Here is a 17,351-nt window from a genome sequence, read left to right on the forward strand (position 1 = left end):
CACCGTGAAACGAAGCCGGGGCCGCCACGCGGTCCCGGCTTCGGCCGTTCTCAGCCTTTGCGGGCAGCCGCGGCCGCTACCAGCCGGTCGGCAACGGTTCGCCGGTCCAGGCCGAGCCGCTGAGCGGTCTCCCCCAGCACGTCGTAGGCCTCGCGGACCCCGCAGCCGCGCTGCGCGATGATCACGCCGACCGCCCGGTCGACGGTCGCGTCGGTGCTCGTCTGGTCCCGCCGGCGCAGCTCACCGAGCAGCACCTCGGCGTGGTTGACCAGGGCCATCGCGGTGATCAGCAGATCCGGCGCGAGAGCACCGGTCCGATCCAGGTAGAGGCTGACCGCGCCGACCTCGGCCCGCGGAACGTCCAGCGGGATGGCGACCACCGCGTGGATCCCGGCCTCCCGGGCCGGCCCCGCGAGCTGCGGCCAGCGCTCGTCGGCGGGCAGGTCGTCGGCCGTGGTGAGGGCCCGGGTCCGGGCCGCGTCGAGCCCGGGACCGATGCTCAGCTCGTGCCCGAGCTGGTCCAGCCGTTCCCCGGCGGCACCGTGCGCGGTGCAGGTCAGCGGCCCACCCTCGCCGATCAGCGTGACCGAGCAGCGAACCGTGCCGGGCACCGCGTCGAAGGCGTGGGCGGCCAGGCGCTCGAGGGCCGCAGCGAAGCTCTCCGCGCCGAGAAGCCGCACCGACAGCTCGTGCAGGAGACCGGCCAGTTCGACCGCGTGCGGGCCGTTCAGGGCCGCGGAACGCACACCGTTGCGGGTGCGCGCACGACGGCTCAGCAGGCGGGCGGGACCACGCCGCGGGGACGAAATCCGGCGATTCGGGGCAGACACCCGGCGCATATTGCCATGACCATCGACAGACACGGAAGTTCGTTGCCCCTACCGGGTGGTCTTGCCGGGTATGCGGGTCATGACGATCTTGATACCCACCCGGGAAGGCCCCCGAAACACAACAACGCCCCCGGGTAAACCCGGGGGCGTTGCCACAAGACGTCGGTGTGCATGTCGCCTCTCGGCGAGTGGCACAACACGGCTCCAGCCGAACGGTATTCCGTGAAGGCATTAGTGGTGAGGCCCGGGGACACTGGACACACCGACATCTGCTCTCAACGGTCGACCCTCGCCCGCGATTCCTTAGGGTGTTGTGACGCGGAGCACAATCGGGTCGCCGGTATTCTCGTGGGCATGAAGGGGCTGTGGACGCCGGCGTGGATAGCGCGGCATGTCCTGGCCCTGGCCGCCGTGACGGTGTCCCTCGCGCTGGGCTGGTGGCAGTTCAGCCGCGCGAGTGGGGGCAACTCACTCAGCTGGGGTTACACGTTCGAGTGGCCGGTCTTCGCCGGGTTCTTCGCGTTCCTGTGGTGGCGCGAGGTGCAGCTCGCCCGGCACCCCGAGAAAGCAGCCGCGAAACCGGACGAAGAGCCGGAACGACTCCCAGGCGGGCCTGTTACGGTCGGCCGGCCGGTCCGGGTGGCCGTCCGAGCCCCGCAGGCCGAGGACGACGCCGAGCTGGCGGCCTACAACGATTACCTGACCTGGCTGGCCGACAATCCGGGCGCCCGCCCCGTCGACTACCCCGGCCACTCGACGCCGACGAAATAGGACGTGGATCGTGCAGGGAGCCCTGACCCGCTACCGGATCATCGCGTGGATCGTCGGCGTGTGCCTGCTCGCGCTCGTCGTGGTCGGCATGCCGCTGAAATACCTCGGCGACAATGACGTCGTGGTGGCCACCGTCGGGCCGGCGCACGGTTTCCTGTTCATGGTCTACCTGGTGCTGACCTTCGATCTGGCCCGCCGGGCCGGGTGGGCGCTGCCGCGCATGCTGCTGGTGATGGCGGCGGGCACGATCCCGTTCCTCTCGTTCTGGGCGGAGCGTAAGGTGTCGCAGGTGTGGATCCCCGCCGAACTGGCGAAAAGTCCAGTTTGAACCGCTGAATAACGCGGCGTCTTCGGCAAATGACAATGTGTTATCGGGATCATTCCCGCATTCCTGACCTTTGTCTTAAATCCCGGGCCCAGATCTTGATTTTGTTTTCCGCGTCGATAAGTTGGTGCGGTTGGATCGGTCCGCAGTCACTCCCCTCGGTGACACCGGCCAACGCCGCCGAATCGGCGCGGTGACCCAGCGTGTTCTCCCCCGAACATGTGCAGGCCCCGCGACAGAACCGGGGAACCGCGTTTCTGGGGTGAATCCGCGCAAGCGGTAGGGCGATCTTCCGAGCCCGAATCCGTCAGCTAACCCGGTAGGCGGCAGCGGAAGAAAGGCCGACTTACCGGTGCCACACCCCCGAACCAGGCTTCGGTCACTCGTGGTCGCGGCGATGGCGTTCGCGCTCACCGGGTCCATGGCGACCTCGGCACACGCGGCGCCGTCCGAGACCGAGCTGAAGAAGAAGATCGAAACGGCTTCGAATCAGCTCGAGGACATCACCGAGTCGTACAACAAACTCAAGATCGACCTGGCCAAGACGGCGACCGACCAGAAGAACCTGGCCGCGTCGATCGCCCCGGCCAAGGCCAAGCAGCTGGTTGCCAGCGCGCAGGTCAACAACATCGCGGCCACGTCGTACAAGCAGGGGCGGATCGGCCCGATGGCCGCGATGCTCGGCGGCGGCGACCAGGGCAGCCTGGTCGACCGGATGGCCTACCTCGACCTCATCCAGCGCTCCAACCAGCGCGACATCGACGCGTACGCCGACACGACCGCCACCTACAACGAGCGGTCGGCCGCCCTGAAGACCACTCAGGCCAAGCAGGCGGCTCAGCTCAAGGCGATCGACACCCGGAAGAAGAAGATCGAGGGCGACATCAAGAAGCTGAAGGCCATGCGCGAGCAGGCCTACGGCAGCGCCTCCGAGACCGGCGTCGCGGGCGCCGCGGGCCCGGCCCCGGCCATCTCCGGCTCGGCCGGCAAGGCGGTCTCCTACGCCTACACCCAGGCCAACAAGCCGGCCTACTACGGCTACGGCGACTCCGGCCCGAACACGTTCGACTGCTCGGGTCTGACCATGATGGCGTGGGCGCAGGCGGGCAAGTCGCTGCCGCACAACGCCGCGGCGCAGTACAGCGCGACCGCCCGGATCAGCAAGGCCGACCTCCAGCCGGGCGACCTGGTCTTCTATCGCAGCCTCGGCCACGTCGGCCTGTACGTCGGCGGCGGCATGATCATCGACGCGTCCCGCCAGGGCGAGCCGATCAAGAAGCGGACGATCAACGTGATGACCCCGTACGGCTACGGCCGGGTCAAGTAGTTCCCGGACACGCATAAGGCCGGTACCCCTCGGGGTACCGGCCTTTTCGTCTGGGAAGGGGGGTTGTTACGCGGCCGTTGTTACGCGGCCTGCAGGCCCTCGGCCCGGGCCAGCTCGCGCAGCCGGCCGAGGGCCTGGATCTCGAGCTGACGGATGCGCTCCCGGCTGAGCGAGAAGCGCGAAGCCACCTCGGTCAGCGAGTGCTCCCGCCCGTCCTCGAGGCCGTAGCGGGCCCGCATGATGCCGGCCGACCGGTCGTCGAGGTGGTTCAGCAGACCCTCGATGCGCTGCCGCTCCAGTGCGGTCAGCACGATCTCCTCGGGCGACGGCGCGTCGCTGTCGGCCACCAGGTCACCGAGGTTGGTGTCGCCGTCGTCACCGACCGGCGTGTCCAGCGAAACGGTGTCCTGCGCCCAACGGGTGAGCTCGTTGACCCGCTCGACGGTGACGCCGAGCGCTGCCGCGATCTGGTCGGGCTCCGGGTCGGCGCCCAGCTCGCGAACGAGCTGCCGGGTGACGTTGCGCATCCGGTTGACGTCCTCGACCAGGTGCACCGGCAGGCGCACGGTGCGCTCCTGCTGGGCGATGGCCCGGCTGATCGCCTGACGCACCCACCACGTCGCGTACGTCGAGAACTTGTAGCCACGCTCGTAGTCGAACTTCTCGACCGCGCGAACGAGGCCGGTGTTGCCCTCCTGGATCAGGTCGAGCATCGGCATGCCCGACCGCACGTAACGCCGGGCGATCGACACGACGAGCCGCAGGTTGGCCCGGATGAACAGGTCCTTGGCCCGGCGGCCCTCGGTGACCAGGCGCTCCAGTTCCTCCCGGCTCACACCACGCGGAACCTCGCCCTCGTCGAGCAGGAACTCCGCATAGAGGCCCGCCTCGATCTGCTTGGAAAGCTCGACTTCCTGAGCCGCACCAAGCAGCGGCGTCCGGGAGATCTCGTGCAGGTAGACGCCGACAAGGTCACGCTCCTCGGCGACCTGGTCGGTCCTCAAGACGGTGTTCTTCTCCACGTTGCCCACGGTCCCCTCATTGCCTTAACTGCTAACCACGCCGCAACTGCTATTTCTTTGCGGTTACCGGCATCTACACAACAAATGACTGCCTGGACTGATTCCGGCTGGTGGGTCGAAAGTGTCACGAATGCCTGAGTGATACCTGAGAGCCGCGTACGATGTTCCTGAAGAGGGCTCCCGCCGGGGCATTCACGCGCCGCAGCCGTTCGTCGTCGCGCAGCAAGACTCCTACCCGCGTTGGTCTCAATGACACCATCGGCCCCTCATCCGTCGCAGCGACGGGCATCACCACGGACCTTGGGACGCTCGTCACTACCCAGTACGGCCAGGCGCCTTCCCGGGTTCACGTGCAGCATCGACAGCTTCGCGACCGGCTTGAACCAAAAGCCTCATCGAAAAGATCCCGACCAGAGCTGGCCGATCGGGACCACCTGCCACAATGCGGCACGAGACGCAGGACTTCACTCGCCCAGAAGAGTGATGCCCCGATAGGTGTCTCCCGCTGGGTGTAGTGACGAGAAACACAGGAAGATTGATCTTCATGAGCGACGAACGGACGGTAATCGTCACTGGCGGGGCCGGTGGACTCGGCACCGCCACGGTCTCGGCCTTCCTGGCCGGCGGGTGGCGGGTGGTCGCGCCGGTGCGGCCCGGCCGGCACGCGGCGGTGCCGGCCGGCGCGATCGTCGTCGAGGGCGATCTGAGTGACGCGGCGGACGTCACGGCCGCGGTCGCCATCGCGGCCGGGGACGCCGGGGCGCCACTGCGCGCGGTGGTCAACGTCGCCGGGGCGTACGCCGGGGGCGGGCTCATCGCGGACACTCCCATCGAGGACTTCGAGCACATGCTGACCGTCAACCTGCGGCCGACCTATCTGGTTACGGCGGCGGCGCTGCCTCATCTGGTGGCGGCCGGTGGTGGCGGGATCGTCTGCGTGTCGTCGCGGGCCGCGGTGGCGCCGTTCGCCGGGGCGGCCGGTTACGTGACGGCCAAGGCCGCCGTGCTGGCGTTCGCCGGGGCGGTCGCGGTCGAATACAAGAAGGCCGGGGTGCGCTGCAACACCGTGCTACCGAGCGTGATCGACACCCCGGCGAACCGGCGGTCGATGCCGGACGCCGACTTCTCCCGCTGGGTGCGGCCCGCGGAGATCACCCCGACCATCCTGTTCCTGGCCTCGGACGCCTCCGCGCCCACCACCGGCGCCCAGATCCCGGTCTACGGACAGTCGTAGCCCCTAGAGGGACTCAGCCAACTGCCAGCCGAGGGCGGTCATCCCGGCCAGCAGCGGGCCGCCGGCCAGCACCATCGTGCGCATCCGGGAGCCGGCCCGGGTGACCGTGGCCGGCAGCGGGAGGCGGCTGCGGATCTCGGCGGCCACCTCGTCGGGGGTGCCGTTCGCGTCGATCACCACGAAGTCGGGGTACTCCGGCAGGGTGCGGTAGGCGGCCGCGGCGGCGGACAGGTAGTCGATGCTCTCGTGGTCGTAGCCGCGGGCCTCGATGCGGTCCTGGGCGGTCTGCGGATCGACGGTGAGCAGGAAGGTCACGTCGGGCCTCGGGAACAGGCCGTAGGCCAGCCGGGCCCGGCGCTCGGCGGCCGGCCGGGCGGCCCGGGCGCGGAGCGAGGCGTACTGGCACACCGCGTACCGGTCCATCACGGTGATCTCGCCGGTGAAGGCGCGGCGCAACAACGTGCGCAGGATGGCCAGCCAGCGCAGCACCGACTCGACGAACAGCATGGCCCGGCGGCCGAGCAGATCCTCGGCGTCGTCGCCCCGGCCGAGGCGGGCGGACAGCCGGCCGAACCAGCGGCGGCCACCGGCATTACGCCGGTAGGCGGCGTTCAACCCGTCGGCGGCCAAGGCGTCGGCCAGACGGTGAGCCTGGGTCGTCTTGCCACTTCCGTCGATGCCGACGAGGGCGATCGTGCGCGGTTGGCGGGTCATGCCCACCAACGGTAACCGGGCCTGCCCAGAGCGTTTCACAGCAAGCACCGCCCACCCCGTACCAAAATGGGGTCAAGTCGTTGATTTGGCGCGCTCGGCCCCGGGACGTGAGGTTCAAGGGGAAGGGTGCTCGGGTAGGGGATATCGGCACGGACCCGCACACGTCGACAGGGAGAAATCACCATGCCGCACCACGTGGACGCCGGGCTGGCCACCACGCTCAAGCGGGTGGCCTCCACCCTCAAAGCCGGGGACATCCCGTTCGCGCTCGGCGGCAGCTTCGCGGTCTACGCGCACGGCGGCCACTCGAGCGACCACGACGTCGACTTCCTGATCCGGGAACAGGACAAGGAGACGGCGCTCAAGGAGCTCGCCGCGGTGGGCTTCCGCACCGAGCAGCCGCCCGAGGACTGGCTGGTCAAGGTCTACGACGAGGACCGGATGGTCGACCTGATCTATCGCCCGGTGGAGACGCCGGTGACCGCCGACACGCTTGCCGACACCGAGATGATCTCGGTCGAGGCGATCAGCATGCCGGTGATCTCGGCCACCCAGCTGATGGTGCACAAGCTCCTCAGCTACAGCCAGCACTACTGCGACTTCGCCACCGGCTTCCCGGTGGCCCGCTCGCTGCGCGAGCAGATCGATTGGGACCGGGTCCGGCGGGAGACGACCAATTCGCCGTACGCCGAGGCCTTCCTGATCCTGCTCGACCGCTTGGACGTCGTCCCCTTCCCGGGGGACAGGCCAGTAAGGGTAGGGGGATGAGATGAGCACCCAACTCGACGAATACCTGGAAGCCGAGATCCAGAGCCTGTTGACCGACGGGCGGATCGCGGAGCTGGGCATCACCGTGAACCGCCGGGAGCACCTGCTGGTGCTGGGCGGCGAGGTGGAGAGCCCGCTGCGGCGGGACGAGATCTGCCGGCAGATCAATCAGCGATTCCCGGACGTACAGATCGTCTGTGACATCGGCATCATCCGGGCCAGCGCGCCCAGCGAGGTGGAGGAGATTTCATGATCCGGATCGCCGCCGTTGGCGACGTCCATGTGGACAAGGATGTCCTCGGCCGGTTCCGGCCGGCCCTCGAGGAGCTGCCCGACCGGGCCGACGCGCTGCTGATCGCGGGCGATCTGACCCGGCACGGCACGGTGGACGAGGCACGCTCCTTCGTGACCGAGTTCGGCGGGCTGGGCGTGCCGGTCGTGGTGGTGCTGGGCAACCACGACCACCAGAGCGACCAGCAGGCCCGGGTGAGCGACGTGCTCACCGACTCGGGGATGACCGTGCTGGAGGGCGACGCCACCGTTCTGGAGCTGAACGGGCACCGGCTCGGCATCGCCGGGGTGAAGGGCTTCGGCGGTGGTTTCGCCGGCGCCTGTGCCAGCAACTTCGGCGAGCGGGAGATGAAGGAGTTCGTGGGCACCACCGAGGTGATCGCGGCCCGGCTCGAGCAGGCGCTCAACTCGGTGCAGTGCGACGCCCTGGTCGCGCTCACCCATTACGCCCCGGTGCCGGACACACTGCTCGGTGAGCCGCTGGAGATCTATGCCTTCCTCGGCTGTTACCAGCTGGGGCGGGCGATCGACTCGGCGCCGACCGCGCTGGCCCTGCACGGGCACGCCCACCACGGCTCGGAGCGCGGCCGCACGCCGGGCGGGGTCCCGGTGCGCAATGTGGCCCACCCGGTGATCAAGCAGGCGTACAACATCTACCAGCTGCTGAGTGAGACCGTCGACACAGAACTGGTCACCACGTAAAAGCGGGTTTTCGATTTGGGGGGCAGGGGTATCCGGATCGCATGGAATTTGTCCTCTGGATCCTCGCAGTCATCCTGGTGGTCGCCGGCATCCTCGCGCTGTTCCGGCGGCAGCTCCTCTGGGGCATCATCCTGATCATCGTCGGTCTCCTCGTCGGCCCCGGCGGCGTCAGCATCTTCACCTGATCCTCCCTCGGAACCCGCTCAACTCAATCCCCCAGAACCGGGACCGCCATATTGGTGGCCCCGGTTCTCTTTATGTGGACCCGCACACCAAGTGCGATGGATGTGCACGTATTTGACCGTAAATCACTCGGGCACACCCGTCGATCTTCGCGAGGTACCGCAGTGACCGAGGTCCATCACTTCACCTACGGGGTCTTCAACCCGATAGCCGCGTACCTACTGGCCTTTATGGGCTCGTTCTTCGGGCTGCTCTGCACGGCGCGGGCCCGGGACGCCCGGACCCGCGGCCGGCGCACCCGGTGGCTGAGCATCGCCGCGTTCGCGATCGGCGGCGGCGCCATCTGGCTCATGCACTTCACCGCCATGCTCGGCTTCGACGTGCCGGCCAGCCCGGTCCGGTTCGACATCGCCATGACCCTGGCCAGCCTGCTGTTCGCGGTCGTCGCGGTCGGCCTCGGCCTGATGATCGTCGGGCACGGTCCCCGACGGCTGTCCCGGGTGATCGGCGCCGGCCTGCTGACCGGCGGCGGCGTGCTGGCCATGCACTACAGCGGCATGGAGGCCATGCACGTGGCCGGCACCATCCACTACAACCTGGCCCTGGTGGTCGCGTCGGCGATCATCGCGGTGGTGGCGTCCTCGGTGGCGCTCTGGTTCGCCATCTCGGTGCGCGGCTGGGCCCCGGTCATCGGCGCCGCGGCCATCATGGGCATCGCGGTGTGCGGCATGCACTACACCGGCATGGCGGCCATGACGGTGAGCCTCAATCCCGGGCTGGTGGAGGTGCACGGCATCCGGCCGCTCACCATGATCGTGCCGATCATGCTGATCACCGCGGCCACCATCGTCGGGGTGGCGCTGAGCGCGCTGCAGGCGATGACCGAGGAGGAGTTCACCGACGGCGCCGGCACCCCCAAGCGGGGCGTGCACGCCGAGAACAACCCGTGGTCACTCAAGCAGGCGTCAATGGCCACTCCCGCGCGCCGTCCGTCACCTCGGCCGGGCCCGGTGCGGTCGACAACCAACGGGGAATCACTAGTCTGATCGACATGGCGACCCGGATGCTGTTGTCGATGCCACTGCATGCGATCACCGAGGTCTACGGCGAGGCGGGGCTGCGCGAGCGCTTCCTCCTGGAGATCGACTCCTTCCCGCCCGGAGAAGCCGCTCAACTGGTCTCCGCCCTCGACCTCGCCGCCAAACTGCACGCCGAGGACCGCCGGGTCCGCGAGCCGTACCTGAACCATCTGCTCCGGGTCGCCATCCGCATCATCAAGTACTACGGGGTGCGGGACGTCGACGTGCTGACCGCGGCGCTGCTGCACGACGCCGTCGAGGACCACCCGGCCGAGTTGGGCATGCTCGCCGACGGCAGCCACCAGGAGTTGACCGAGGCGGCGATCGCCGAGCTGGCCCGCCGGTTCAACCCCCGGGTGTCCGAGCTGGTCCGCTCGGTCACCAACCCGGAGTACGACCCGGACCGCGACCGCCACGAGCAGTACCGCGAGCACGTGGCGACGAGCCTCGAACACGACCCGTGGGCTCGGGTGATCAAGCTCTCCGACTTCACCGACAACGGGGTGGGGGTGGTGCACACCACCGCCGAGAAGGCTTACTCGTCGGCCACGAAGTACCGTCCGCTCGTGCCCAAGCTGCGCGAACTGGCCGGGCGGCCGGACACCCCGCTGTCGCTGGCGGCCAAGGACCACATCCTCGATCAGCTCGACCTGGCGGAGGAGCGGTTCGCCGCGATTCTGGACGATTAATCTGGCGACATGCCCAACGACTGGTGGCGTGAAGCCGTCATCTACCAGGTCTATCCCCGCTCCTTCGCCGACAGCGACGGCGACGGCATGGGAGACCTGCCCGGCATCACCGGGCGCCTGCCGCACCTCAAGCAGCTCGGCATCGACGCCGTCTGGCTGTCACCGTTCTATCCCTCGCCGCAGCACGACGCCGGTTACGACGTCGCCGACTACCGCTCGGTCGATCCGCGCTTCGGCGACCTCGGCGACGCCGACAAGCTGATCAGCGAGGCGCACCATCTGGGCCTGAAGTTCATCGTCGATCTGGTGCCCAACCACACGTCCAGCGAGCACGTCTGGTTCCAGGCCGCCCTCGCCGCCGCGCCGGGCAGCCCCGAGCGGGAGCGCTACATCTTCCGGGACGGCCGGGGCGACCAGCCACCCAACTCCTGGACCAGCATGTTCGGCGGCTCCGCCTGGGAGCGGGTGCCGGACGGCCAGTGGTACCTGCACCTGTTCGACGTCTCCCAGCCCGACCTCAACTGGGGCAACCCGGAGGTGCGCGCCGAGTTCCTCGACATCCTGCGGTTCTGGCTGGACCGTGGCGTCGACGGGTTCCGGGTCGACGTGGCGCACGGCCTGATCAAGGAGGAGACCCTCGCCGAGTGGACGCAGCCCTCGGCGATCCTCGGCGGCCTCGACCCGGTCGGCCCGCGGCCGCCGATGTGGGACCAGGACGGCGTACACGAGGTCTACCGCGATTGGCGGGCGGTCCTCGACGAATACCAGCCCGCCCGGATCCTGGTGGCCGAGGCGTGGGTGGCACCGGCCGACCGGCTGGCCCGTTACGTGCGCCCCGACGAGATGCACCAGGCGTTCAACTTCGAATACCTGGAAGCCGCCTGGCGCGCCGCCGACCTGCGCCGGGTGATCACCTCGACGATGGCCGCCAACGATTCGGTCGGCGCGCCCACCACCTGGGTGCTGTCGAACCACGACGTGGTGCGGCATGCGACCCGGCTCGGCTACCCGGTCGGCAGCGGCCGGACGAACGGCATCGGCGCCGCGGATCCGCAACCCGACACCGCGCTGGGCCTGCGCCGGGCCCGGGCGGCCACGCTGCAGATGCTGGCCCTGCCCGGTTCGGCCTACCTCTACCAGGGTGAGGAGCTGGGGCTGCCGGAGCACACCACGATGCCGGACGACGCGCGCGAGGACCCGACCTGGAAGCGGTCCGGCCACACCGAGCGGGGCCGGGACGGCTGCCGGGTGCCGATCCCGTGGGAGGCCGACGCACCCTCGTACGGCTTCGGCCCGGCCGACGCGAGCTGGCTGCCGCAGCCGGCCACCTGGGCCGAGTACGCACTGGACCGCCAGGCCGGGGTGCCCGGATCGACCTGGGAGCTGTACCGCCGGGCGCTGGCGATCCGGACGGAGCACCAGCTCGGGCACGGCTCGCTGACCTGGCAGGAAACATCGTCGGACGCGCTCGCCTTCCGCAACGGCGACGTGCTGGTGATGACCAACTTCGGCCAGTCCGCGGTGGCGTTACCGGCCGGGGCTCGGGTCCTGCTCACGAGCGAGCCTCTCGACGCCGACGGCCGGCTCCCCGCCGACGTCACCGTCTGGGCGGTCGTCTGAGGTTCCGGCCGCGGCCAGCAGGGCGGTGTGCGTATCGGTCATGTCCTTCGCCACCGTCCTGCTCGCCAGCCAGAACATCACCCCGGTCGGCACCCAGAAGAACTGGAAGCCGGCCAGCCCGACCGCGTAGTTGAGGGGCGGCGGGAACGCGCCGGCCAGGGCCCGGAAGACCACCGCCACCATCGCGTTGCCGCCGGCCCGGCCGAAGCCGTTGACCAGGTTGCCGAGGCTGTAGACGGTGCCCCGGTGCTCGGGTGGGTTCACGTCGGCGATCAGGGCGAACCAGTTCGGCGAGTTCGCCGACGTGAGCATCAGCGCGAACACCGCGGTGGCCAGGCACAGCCCGACCGACGGTTCGGTGAAGACGTCGATCAGCACGGCCCGGATGACGGTGCCGGAACCGGCCCCGTCCGGCACGTCGATGGTCATCGGGACGAAGAACAGCACGACGTAGAACGGCACGGCGGCGAGCACGCCGACGCTCGCGACCAGGGCCCGGCCCCGGGGCGTACGCCGTTGCAGCCGGTCGCCGGCCAGCCCGCCCAGGATGCTCAGCGCGCCGCCGAGCTGGAACAGGGTGGCGAAGACGCTGCCGATCAGCACCGCGGTGCCGGCCGTGTAGCCCTGGTCCTCGGCCCGGGCCTGGAACAGCACCGGCAACCACACCAGCGAGCCCAGCGCGATCTGCGCGGTGGCCCCCTGCAGGATCAGCCAGATGTTGGTGCGCCGGCCGAGGATCACCGGCAGGTCCCCGGTGTGGATCCGCTCGTCGTAGTCGATCCCGGCCAGTTCCGGCTGGCTGTCGCCGCGCGGCACGTTGTAGGTGAACAGGTAGGCGACCGTGGCGACCACCCCGGCGGCCGCGGTGACCAGGAACGGCTCCCGCCAGTTGGCGTGCCCGAGCAGGCCGCCCAGCATGGTGCCGGCCAGCGTGCCGACGCCCTGGGACAGCCCCCAGAAGCTCATCACCAGGCCGCGCCGCTTCGGTGAGATCAGGTCGCTGACCACCGCGAAGCTGACCGACGCGACGGCGCCGAGGCCGAACGCCGCGACCACCTGGGCGAGCAGGAACGAGGAGTAGCTGTCGGCCAGGCCGGACCAGACCGTGCCGGCCACCCAGATCGCGGTGCCGACGATCAGCACCGGTTTACGGTCGGTGCGATCGCCGGCGTACGCGAATCCGATCGCCGCCACCGCGCTGATCAGGAACATGGTCGTGGTGGCCAGCGCGATGTGGCCCTTACCGACGCCCAGCGAGTCGCCGATGCTGCCGTAGAGCGGCGGCACCAGCCCGATCGCCACGTTGTCCAGCGACGCCAGGATCACGAAGACCGCGACGCTGTACACCCGGTGCGCCGGGCCGCCCTTCATCACCGGAGAAGGTTAGCGACCTTTTGGTACTGCTCCCGAATCTGCGGGACGGCCACCGCCTCGTACGCCTCCGGGGGTTCGGCCGACCAGGCCGGCGGTTCGTCGCCGCCGAGCGCGATCCAGGCGGCCTGGCGGGCCGCGCCGTCCGCCACATACTCCCCCGGGGGCGGGACCAGGACCGGCAGGCCGAACAGCTCGGGGGCGATCCGGCGGACCGCCTCGCTGCGGGCGCCGCCGCCGACCAGCACGATGCGGTTGGCCTCGGCGCCGCGCTCGACCAGGGCGTCGAGACCGGCGGCGAGGGCGCAGAGCATGCCCTCGACCGCGGCCCGGGCCAGGTGGGCCGGGTCGGAGGTCTTCAGCGTGAGGCCGTGCAGCGAACCGGTCGCGTCCGGCAGGTTGGGGGTGCGCTCGCCCTCCAGGTAGGGGATCAGCACCAGGCCGTCGGCCCCGGGCGGCGCGGTCAGCGCGAGCCGGGACAGTTCGTCGTGGTCGACGCCGAGCAGCTTGGTCGCGGCGTCGAGCACCCGGGCCGCGTTGAGCGTCACCACGATCGGCAGGAACCGGCCGGTGACGTCGGCGAAGCCGGCCACCGTGCCGCTCGGGTCGTCCGGGGACACCTCGGCCGAGACGAAGACCGTGCCCGAGGTGCCGATCGAGACGACCACGTCGCCCGGGCCGGCGCCGGTGCCGAACAGCGCGGCCGCGTTGTCGCCGGCGCCCGGGCCGAGCGGTGCGCCGTTGGGCAGGTGACCCGCGATGCCGGTCGGGCCGAGCACCTCGGGGGTCTTGATCAGGCGCCCGAAGCCCAGCTCGAGCAGGTCGGGACGGTACTGGTTGGTCTTGGCCGACCAGTACAGTGTGCCGCTGGCGTCGCTGCGGTCGGTCTTGATCGTGTTGATGTCGGTCGACCCGGAGAGCTTCCAGGTCAGCCAGTCGTGCGGCAGGCAGACCGCCGCGACCCGGGCCGCGTTGGCCGGCTCATTCCGGGCCAGCCAGCGCAGCTTGGTCAGGGTGAAGCTGGCGACCGGGACGATGCCGACCGCGTCGGCCCATTTCTCCCCGCCGCCCAGCTCCTGGATCAGATCGGCGGCCGCCCCGGCGCTGCGGGTGTCGTTCCACAGCAGCGCCGGGCGGACCACCTCGCCGTTCTCGTCGAGCACCACCATGCCGTGCTGCTGGCCGGCCACCGAGGCGGCGGCCACGTCGTCCAGGCCACCGGCCTGCTCGATCGCTTCCTGCAGCGCGGCCCACCAGGCGTCCGGATGCACCTCGGTGCCGTCCGGATGCGCGGCCCGGCCCTGCCGGACCAGCTTGCCGGTCTCCGCGTCGCGGATGACCACCTTGCAGGACTGGGTGGAGCTGTCGATCCCGGCTACGAGAGTCATGTCTTCCCTTTGCTCGACGCTCAGCTGGCGCGAAGAACGTGGTCGATGGCGAGCTGGTGCAGCTTCACGAAACCGTAGCCCTGGGCGCCGACCGCGTCGACGTCGAAGTCTTCCCAGGCGCTCTTGTCGGCGAGCAGGTCCTGGTAGGTCTCGCCGGCGTTCAGCGTGGGCTGGGCCAGGTCGAGAACCTTGCTCTCGGCCAGGGCGGCCTGCACCACCGGGTCGGCCCGGAACTCCTGCGCGCGCTCCTTGAGCAGCAGGTACATCCGCATGTTGGCCTTGGCCGACTCCCACACCCCGGTGAAGTCCTCGGTGCGGGACGGCTTGTAGTCGAAGTGGCGCGGTCCGTCGTACTTCGGGCCGCCGCCGACCGGGCCGTTCTCCAGCAGGTCGACCAGGGCGAACGCGTTGAGCAGGTCGCCGTGGCCGAAGACCAGGTCCTGGTCGAACTTGACCGAGTGCTGGCCGTTCAGGTCGATGTGGAACAGCTTCTTGTGCCAGAGCGCCTGCGCGATGCCCTGGAAGAAGTTGAGGTTGGACATCTGCTCGTGGCCGACCTCGGGGTTGATGCCGAACAGCTCGGGCCGCTCGAGTTCGTTGGTGAACGCGATGGCGTGCCCGAGGGTGGGCAGCAGGATGTCGCCGCGGGGCTCGTTCGGCTTCGGCTCGATGGCGAAGCGCAGGCCGTAGCCCTTGTCCTCGGAGTACTGCGCGAGGAGGTTGAGGCCCTCGCGGTAGCGGTCGAGCGCGGCGTAGATGTCCTTGGCCACGTCATATTCCGCGCCCTCGCGGCCGCCCCACAGCACGAAGGTCTTGGCGCCCAGCTCGGCGGCGAGGTCGACCTGGCGGAGGATCTTGCGCAGCGCGTAACGCCGGACCGAGCGGTCGTTGCTGGTGAACGCGCCGTCCTTGAACACCGGGTGGGTGAAGGTGTTGGTGGTGACCATCGGGACGACCAGGCCGGTCTCCTCGAGGGCCTTCTTGAACCCGGCCAGGATCGAGTCGCGAGTCGCCGCGTCGGAGCCGAACGGGATCAGGTCGTCGTCGTGGAACGTCAGGCCGTAGGCGCCGAGCTCGGAGAGCTTGTGCACCGCTTCGACCGGGTCGAGCTCGGGGCGGGTGGCGTCACCGAAGGCGTCGCGCGCCTGCCACCCGATCGTCCAGAGGCCGAAGGTGAATTTGTCTTCGCGTGTGGGCTGGACCGGCACGGTTACCTCCACGTAACAAGTGGGATTTGTTTATTGGTTGAATTATTTGGAGCCCGTGTGGCATTGTCAAGGGCGTGACGGGCCGGATCATGACTGCCTCGGGGACTCCCGTGCGGCAATCAAGCGTGCGCGCCCATAATCTCGCGCTGGTGCTGCGAACCGTGGCGAACAGCGCAGATCGGCCATCCCGGGCAGCGATTTCGCTGGCTACCGGCCTGACCCGGGCTACCGTGTCCGCTCTCGTCGACGACCTGATCGCGGGCGGCCTGCTCACCGAGCACGACCCGGCCCCGCGCACCGGAGCCGGTCGGCCGGCGGCCGGCCTGGCGCTGAGCCCGTCCGGCCCGGCCGGGCTCGGGCTGGAAATCAACGTCGACTACCTGGCCGCCTGCGTGGTCGACCTCACCGGCGACGTGCGTCACCGGTTCGTCACCCAGGGTGATCAACGGCCACTCTCCCCCAGCGCGTCGCTGGCCTCCCTCGGCGGGCTGGCGCTGCAGGCCCTGGAGGCGGCCTCGGCCGACGGCCTCGCCATCGCCGGGGCAGCCCTCGCGGTGCCCGGCCTGGTGGCGCCGAACGGCATCGTCCGGGTCGCGCCCAACCTCGACTGGCAGGACGTCGACGCGCCGGCCCTGTTCAACGTGCTGCCCGGCCTGAGCGATCTGCCCATCACCGTCGACAACGAGGCAAACCTGGCGGCCCTGGGCGAGCTGTGGGCCGACGGCGGCGAGCAGTCGTTCCTCTACGTCTCCGGCGAGATCGGCATCGGCGCGGGCATCGTTCTCGGCGGCGAGCTCTATCGCGGTGGCCGGGGCTGGAGCGGCGAGATCGGGCACGTCACCGTCTATCCCGACGGCCGCCCGTGCCGCTGCGGCGCGAACGGCTGCCTGGAGCAGTACGCGGGCCAGGAACAGATCGCGGCCGACGCCGATCTGGCCGCCTCGGCCCTCGGCATCGCCCTGGCCGGGGTGATCAACCTGCTGGACATCTCGGTCATCGTGCTGGGCGGCACCTACGCGACGGAGTTCCCCCGGCTGCGCGCCGGGATCGAGGCCGAGCTGGCCCGCCGGGTGCTGACCGCCGGCCTGGCGCCGGTCACCCTGCGTGCCGCGGCGCTGGGCCCGGACGCCGCGATGCGCGGCGCCGCCGGCGCGGTGATCCAAGAGCTGATCGACGACCCGGCGGCTTTCCTGATGCGTACGCCGTAGGAGCCGGCCAACCGCAAGCCTCGGGTTACGCGGTGCGGGCCGAGGCGGTGCCCTCGCCCGCGTTCTCGTCGGCGGCCGCCGTGGCGAACTCGGAGAGGCCGCGGAGCAGGGCGGCCCGGCCGGCACCGGACATCTTCTCCAGCGTCGCCGACAGGGTCAGGCGGCGGGTGCGGCGCAGTTCGGTCAGCAGGGACCGGGAGGACGGGGTCAGATAGAGCGCGATCTCGCGCCGGTCGGCCCGGCCGGGGACCCGCTCGACCATGCCGGAGGCGACCAGGCGATCGCAGAGGCGGCTGGCCGAGGAGAGCAGCATGTTCATCTCGGCGGCCAGGCCGCCCAGGTTGACACCCTCGGAGCGCTCGACCGTGAGCAGGGCGTTCAGCTGGGCCCAGGACAGCCGCGGGGTGACCTGCTCGCGTGCTTGGTCCCAAGCGGACAGCAAGGCTTGCGCAGCGTCGTCGATCGCCGCCGCGTGCATCGGGTCCGGGCCGTCGTGAACCGCCATGGTGCAGCAGAGACTACCCTGCGCCGGGCCCGGCGGGATGCTTGCGGGCCGTGCCGACGTACGGCGCCGCCGCGAGTCGCGGCACCCGGCCCGGCCACTTCCGGAAGCCGGCGTCC

General features: G+C 69.9%; 19 protein-coding genes and 1 riboswitch. Of the genes, 12 read left to right on the plus strand and 7 right to left on the minus strand.

Annotated elements, in window-relative coordinates; genetic code table 11:
• Positions 1-50: 50 nt before the first annotated feature.
• Positions 51-830: a GAF and ANTAR domain-containing protein gene (locus tag Ate02nite_RS08200; protein WP_239147223.1), complete on the minus strand. Its 780-nt coding sequence runs from the start codon at positions 828-830 to the stop codon at positions 51-53.
• A 354-nt stretch (positions 831-1,184) separates the two neighbouring features.
• Here Ate02nite_RS08200 and Ate02nite_RS08205 point away from each other — a divergent pair, with 354 nt between their 5' ends.
• The 3 genes from Ate02nite_RS08205 to Ate02nite_RS08215 all read left to right on the plus strand — a co-directional run bounded on the left by Ate02nite_RS08205 (position 1,185) and on the right by Ate02nite_RS08215 (position 3,253).
• Positions 1,185-1,601: a hypothetical protein gene (locus Ate02nite_RS08205; RefSeq protein ID WP_203801596.1), complete on the plus strand. Its 417-nt coding sequence runs from the start codon at positions 1,185-1,187 to the stop codon at positions 1,599-1,601.
• A gap of 10 nt (positions 1,602-1,611) precedes the next feature.
• On the plus strand, positions 1,612-1,929 hold the full coding sequence (locus tag Ate02nite_RS08210; RefSeq protein WP_203801599.1) for a DUF3817 domain-containing protein: 318 nt from the start codon (positions 1,612-1,614) through the stop codon (positions 1,927-1,929).
• Between the two features lie 198 nt (positions 1,930-2,127).
• Positions 2,128-2,267, plus strand: a riboswitch (cyclic di-AMP (ydaO/yuaA leader).
• A gap of 56 nt (positions 2,268-2,323) precedes the next feature.
• Complete coding sequence (locus Ate02nite_RS08215; RefSeq protein ID WP_203801602.1) at positions 2,324-3,253, plus strand: C40 family peptidase; 930 nt, start codon at positions 2,324-2,326, stop codon at positions 3,251-3,253.
• Between the two features lie 80 nt (positions 3,254-3,333).
• Here the strand turns inward: Ate02nite_RS08215 and Ate02nite_RS08220 are convergent, their stop codons facing one another.
• A complete protein-coding gene (locus Ate02nite_RS08220; protein WP_203801605.1) occupies positions 3,334-4,284 on the minus strand; it encodes a sigma-70 family RNA polymerase sigma factor in 951 nt (316 codons plus the stop codon).
• A gap of 535 nt (positions 4,285-4,819) precedes the next feature.
• Between Ate02nite_RS08220 and Ate02nite_RS08225 the strand changes: the two genes are divergently transcribed.
• The gene (locus tag Ate02nite_RS08225; RefSeq protein WP_203801617.1) at positions 4,820-5,509 is read left to right on the plus strand and encodes an SDR family NAD(P)-dependent oxidoreductase; all 690 of its coding nucleotides are present in this window, start codon (positions 4,820-4,822) and stop codon (positions 5,507-5,509) included.
• 3 nt (positions 5,510-5,512) lie between these two features.
• Here the strand turns inward: Ate02nite_RS08225 and Ate02nite_RS08230 are convergent, their stop codons facing one another.
• On the minus strand, positions 5,513-6,223 hold the full coding sequence (locus Ate02nite_RS08230) for a dTMP kinase (RefSeq protein WP_203801619.1): 711 nt from the start codon (positions 6,221-6,223) through the stop codon (positions 5,513-5,515).
• Positions 6,224-6,406: 183 nt separating this feature from the next.
• Between Ate02nite_RS08230 and Ate02nite_RS08235 the strand changes: the two genes are divergently transcribed.
• The 7 genes from Ate02nite_RS08235 to Ate02nite_RS08265 all read left to right on the plus strand — a co-directional run bounded on the left by Ate02nite_RS08235 (position 6,407) and on the right by Ate02nite_RS08265 (position 11,555).
• Positions 6,407-6,991 carry a nucleotidyltransferase gene (locus Ate02nite_RS08235; RefSeq protein ID WP_203801621.1) on the plus strand — a complete coding sequence of 195 codons (585 nt, stop codon included), beginning with the start codon at positions 6,407-6,409 and terminating at the stop codon, positions 6,989-6,991.
• Position 6,992: 1 nt separating this feature from the next.
• A complete protein-coding gene (locus Ate02nite_RS08240) occupies positions 6,993-7,244 on the plus strand; it encodes a hypothetical protein (RefSeq protein WP_203801625.1) in 252 nt (83 codons plus the stop codon).
• On the plus strand, positions 7,241-7,984 hold the full coding sequence (locus tag Ate02nite_RS08245; protein WP_203801634.1) for a metallophosphoesterase family protein: 744 nt from the start codon (positions 7,241-7,243) through the stop codon (positions 7,982-7,984). Before Ate02nite_RS08240 ends, Ate02nite_RS08245 begins: the two co-directional genes overlap by 4 nt.
• 41 nt (positions 7,985-8,025) lie before the next feature.
• Positions 8,026-8,169, plus strand: coding sequence for a GPGG-motif small membrane protein (locus Ate02nite_RS08250; protein WP_203801636.1), 144 nt, complete (start codon positions 8,026-8,028; stop codon positions 8,167-8,169).
• Positions 8,170-8,331: 162 nt separating this feature from the next.
• On the plus strand, positions 8,332-9,213 hold the full coding sequence (locus Ate02nite_RS08255) for an MHYT domain-containing protein (protein WP_203801638.1): 882 nt from the start codon (positions 8,332-8,334) through the stop codon (positions 9,211-9,213).
• 5 nt (positions 9,214-9,218) lie between these two features.
• Complete coding sequence (locus Ate02nite_RS08260) at positions 9,219-9,935, plus strand: HD domain-containing protein (protein WP_203801640.1); 717 nt, start codon at positions 9,219-9,221, stop codon at positions 9,933-9,935.
• Positions 9,936-9,944: 9 nt separating this feature from the next.
• Positions 9,945-11,555 (plus strand): glycoside hydrolase family 13 protein, encoded by a 1,611-nt coding sequence (locus tag Ate02nite_RS08265; protein WP_203801642.1) that lies wholly within the window; start codon positions 9,945-9,947, stop codon positions 11,553-11,555.
• Here the strand turns inward: Ate02nite_RS08265 and Ate02nite_RS08270 are convergent.
• Genes Ate02nite_RS08270 through xylA form a run of 3 tightly spaced genes read right to left on the minus strand, consistent with a single transcriptional unit; the run spans position 11,463 to position 15,522 of the window.
• Positions 11,463-12,926, minus strand: coding sequence for an MFS transporter (locus Ate02nite_RS08270; RefSeq protein ID WP_203801689.1), 1,464 nt, complete (start codon positions 12,924-12,926; stop codon positions 11,463-11,465). The two genes, Ate02nite_RS08265 and Ate02nite_RS08270, sit on opposite strands and share 93 nt — an antisense overlap.
• Positions 12,926-14,314, minus strand: a complete 1,389-nt coding sequence (gene xylB, locus Ate02nite_RS08275) for a xylulokinase (protein WP_203801651.1) — start codon at positions 14,312-14,314, stop codon at positions 12,926-12,928. Before xylB ends, Ate02nite_RS08270 begins: the two co-directional genes overlap by 1 nt.
• Before the next feature lie 20 nt (positions 14,315-14,334).
• A complete protein-coding gene (gene xylA / locus Ate02nite_RS08280) occupies positions 14,335-15,522 on the minus strand; it encodes a xylose isomerase (RefSeq protein WP_203801657.1) in 1,188 nt (395 codons plus the stop codon).
• An 89-nt stretch (positions 15,523-15,611) separates the two neighbouring features.
• On the opposite strand from xylA, the gene Ate02nite_RS08285 reads away from it, so the two are divergent.
• Complete coding sequence (locus tag Ate02nite_RS08285) at positions 15,612-16,730, plus strand: ROK family protein (RefSeq protein ID WP_203801692.1); 1,119 nt, start codon at positions 15,612-15,614, stop codon at positions 16,728-16,730.
• A gap of 25 nt (positions 16,731-16,755) precedes the next feature.
• Here the strand turns inward: Ate02nite_RS08285 and Ate02nite_RS08290 are convergent, their stop codons facing one another.
• The gene (locus Ate02nite_RS08290) at positions 16,756-17,235 is read right to left on the minus strand and encodes a MarR family winged helix-turn-helix transcriptional regulator (protein ID WP_239147224.1); all 480 of its coding nucleotides are present in this window, start codon (positions 17,233-17,235) and stop codon (positions 16,756-16,758) included.
• Positions 17,236-17,351: the final 116 nt, after the last annotated feature.

Origin of the sequence: Paractinoplanes tereljensis (assembly GCF_016862435.1) — a bacterium.
In the GTDB taxonomy this organism is placed as follows: Bacteria; Actinomycetota; Actinomycetes; order Mycobacteriales; family Micromonosporaceae; genus Actinoplanes; species Actinoplanes tereljensis.

Bases quoted from the DNA above. Each gene is read 5' to 3' on its own strand.
- Ate02nite_RS08265 (WP_203801642.1), top strand. From the start codon at position 9,945: ATGCCCAACGACTGGTGGCGTGAAGCCGTCATCTACCAGGTCTATCCC.
- Ate02nite_RS08285 (WP_203801692.1), top strand. From the start codon at position 15,612: ATGACTGCCTCGGGGACTCCCGTGCGGCAATCAAGCGTGCGCGCCCAT.
- Ate02nite_RS08290 (WP_239147224.1), bottom strand. From the start codon at position 17,235: ATGGCGGTTCACGACGGCCCGGACCCGATGCACGCGGCGGCGATCGAC.
- Ate02nite_RS08245 (WP_203801634.1), top strand. From the start codon at position 7,241: ATGATCCGGATCGCCGCCGTTGGCGACGTCCATGTGGACAAGGATGTC.
- Ate02nite_RS08215 (WP_203801602.1), top strand. From the start codon at position 2,324: ATGGCGTTCGCGCTCACCGGGTCCATGGCGACCTCGGCACACGCGGCG.
- Ate02nite_RS08250 (WP_203801636.1), top strand. From the start codon at position 8,026: ATGGAATTTGTCCTCTGGATCCTCGCAGTCATCCTGGTGGTCGCCGGC.
- Ate02nite_RS08225 (WP_203801617.1), top strand. From the start codon at position 4,820: ATGAGCGACGAACGGACGGTAATCGTCACTGGCGGGGCCGGTGGACTC.
- Ate02nite_RS08240 (WP_203801625.1), top strand. From the start codon at position 6,993: ATGAGCACCCAACTCGACGAATACCTGGAAGCCGAGATCCAGAGCCTG.
- Ate02nite_RS08270 (WP_203801689.1), bottom strand. From the start codon at position 12,926: ATGAAGGGCGGCCCGGCGCACCGGGTGTACAGCGTCGCGGTCTTCGTG.
- Ate02nite_RS08260 (WP_203801640.1), top strand. From the start codon at position 9,219: ATGGCGACCCGGATGCTGTTGTCGATGCCACTGCATGCGATCACCGAG.
- Ate02nite_RS08205 (WP_203801596.1), top strand. From the start codon at position 1,185: ATGAAGGGGCTGTGGACGCCGGCGTGGATAGCGCGGCATGTCCTGGCC.
- Ate02nite_RS08235 (WP_203801621.1), top strand. From the start codon at position 6,407: ATGCCGCACCACGTGGACGCCGGGCTGGCCACCACGCTCAAGCGGGTG.
- xylB (WP_203801651.1), bottom strand. From the start codon at position 14,314: ATGACTCTCGTAGCCGGGATCGACAGCTCCACCCAGTCCTGCAAGGTG.
- Ate02nite_RS08230 (WP_203801619.1), bottom strand. From the start codon at position 6,223: ATGACCCGCCAACCGCGCACGATCGCCCTCGTCGGCATCGACGGAAGT.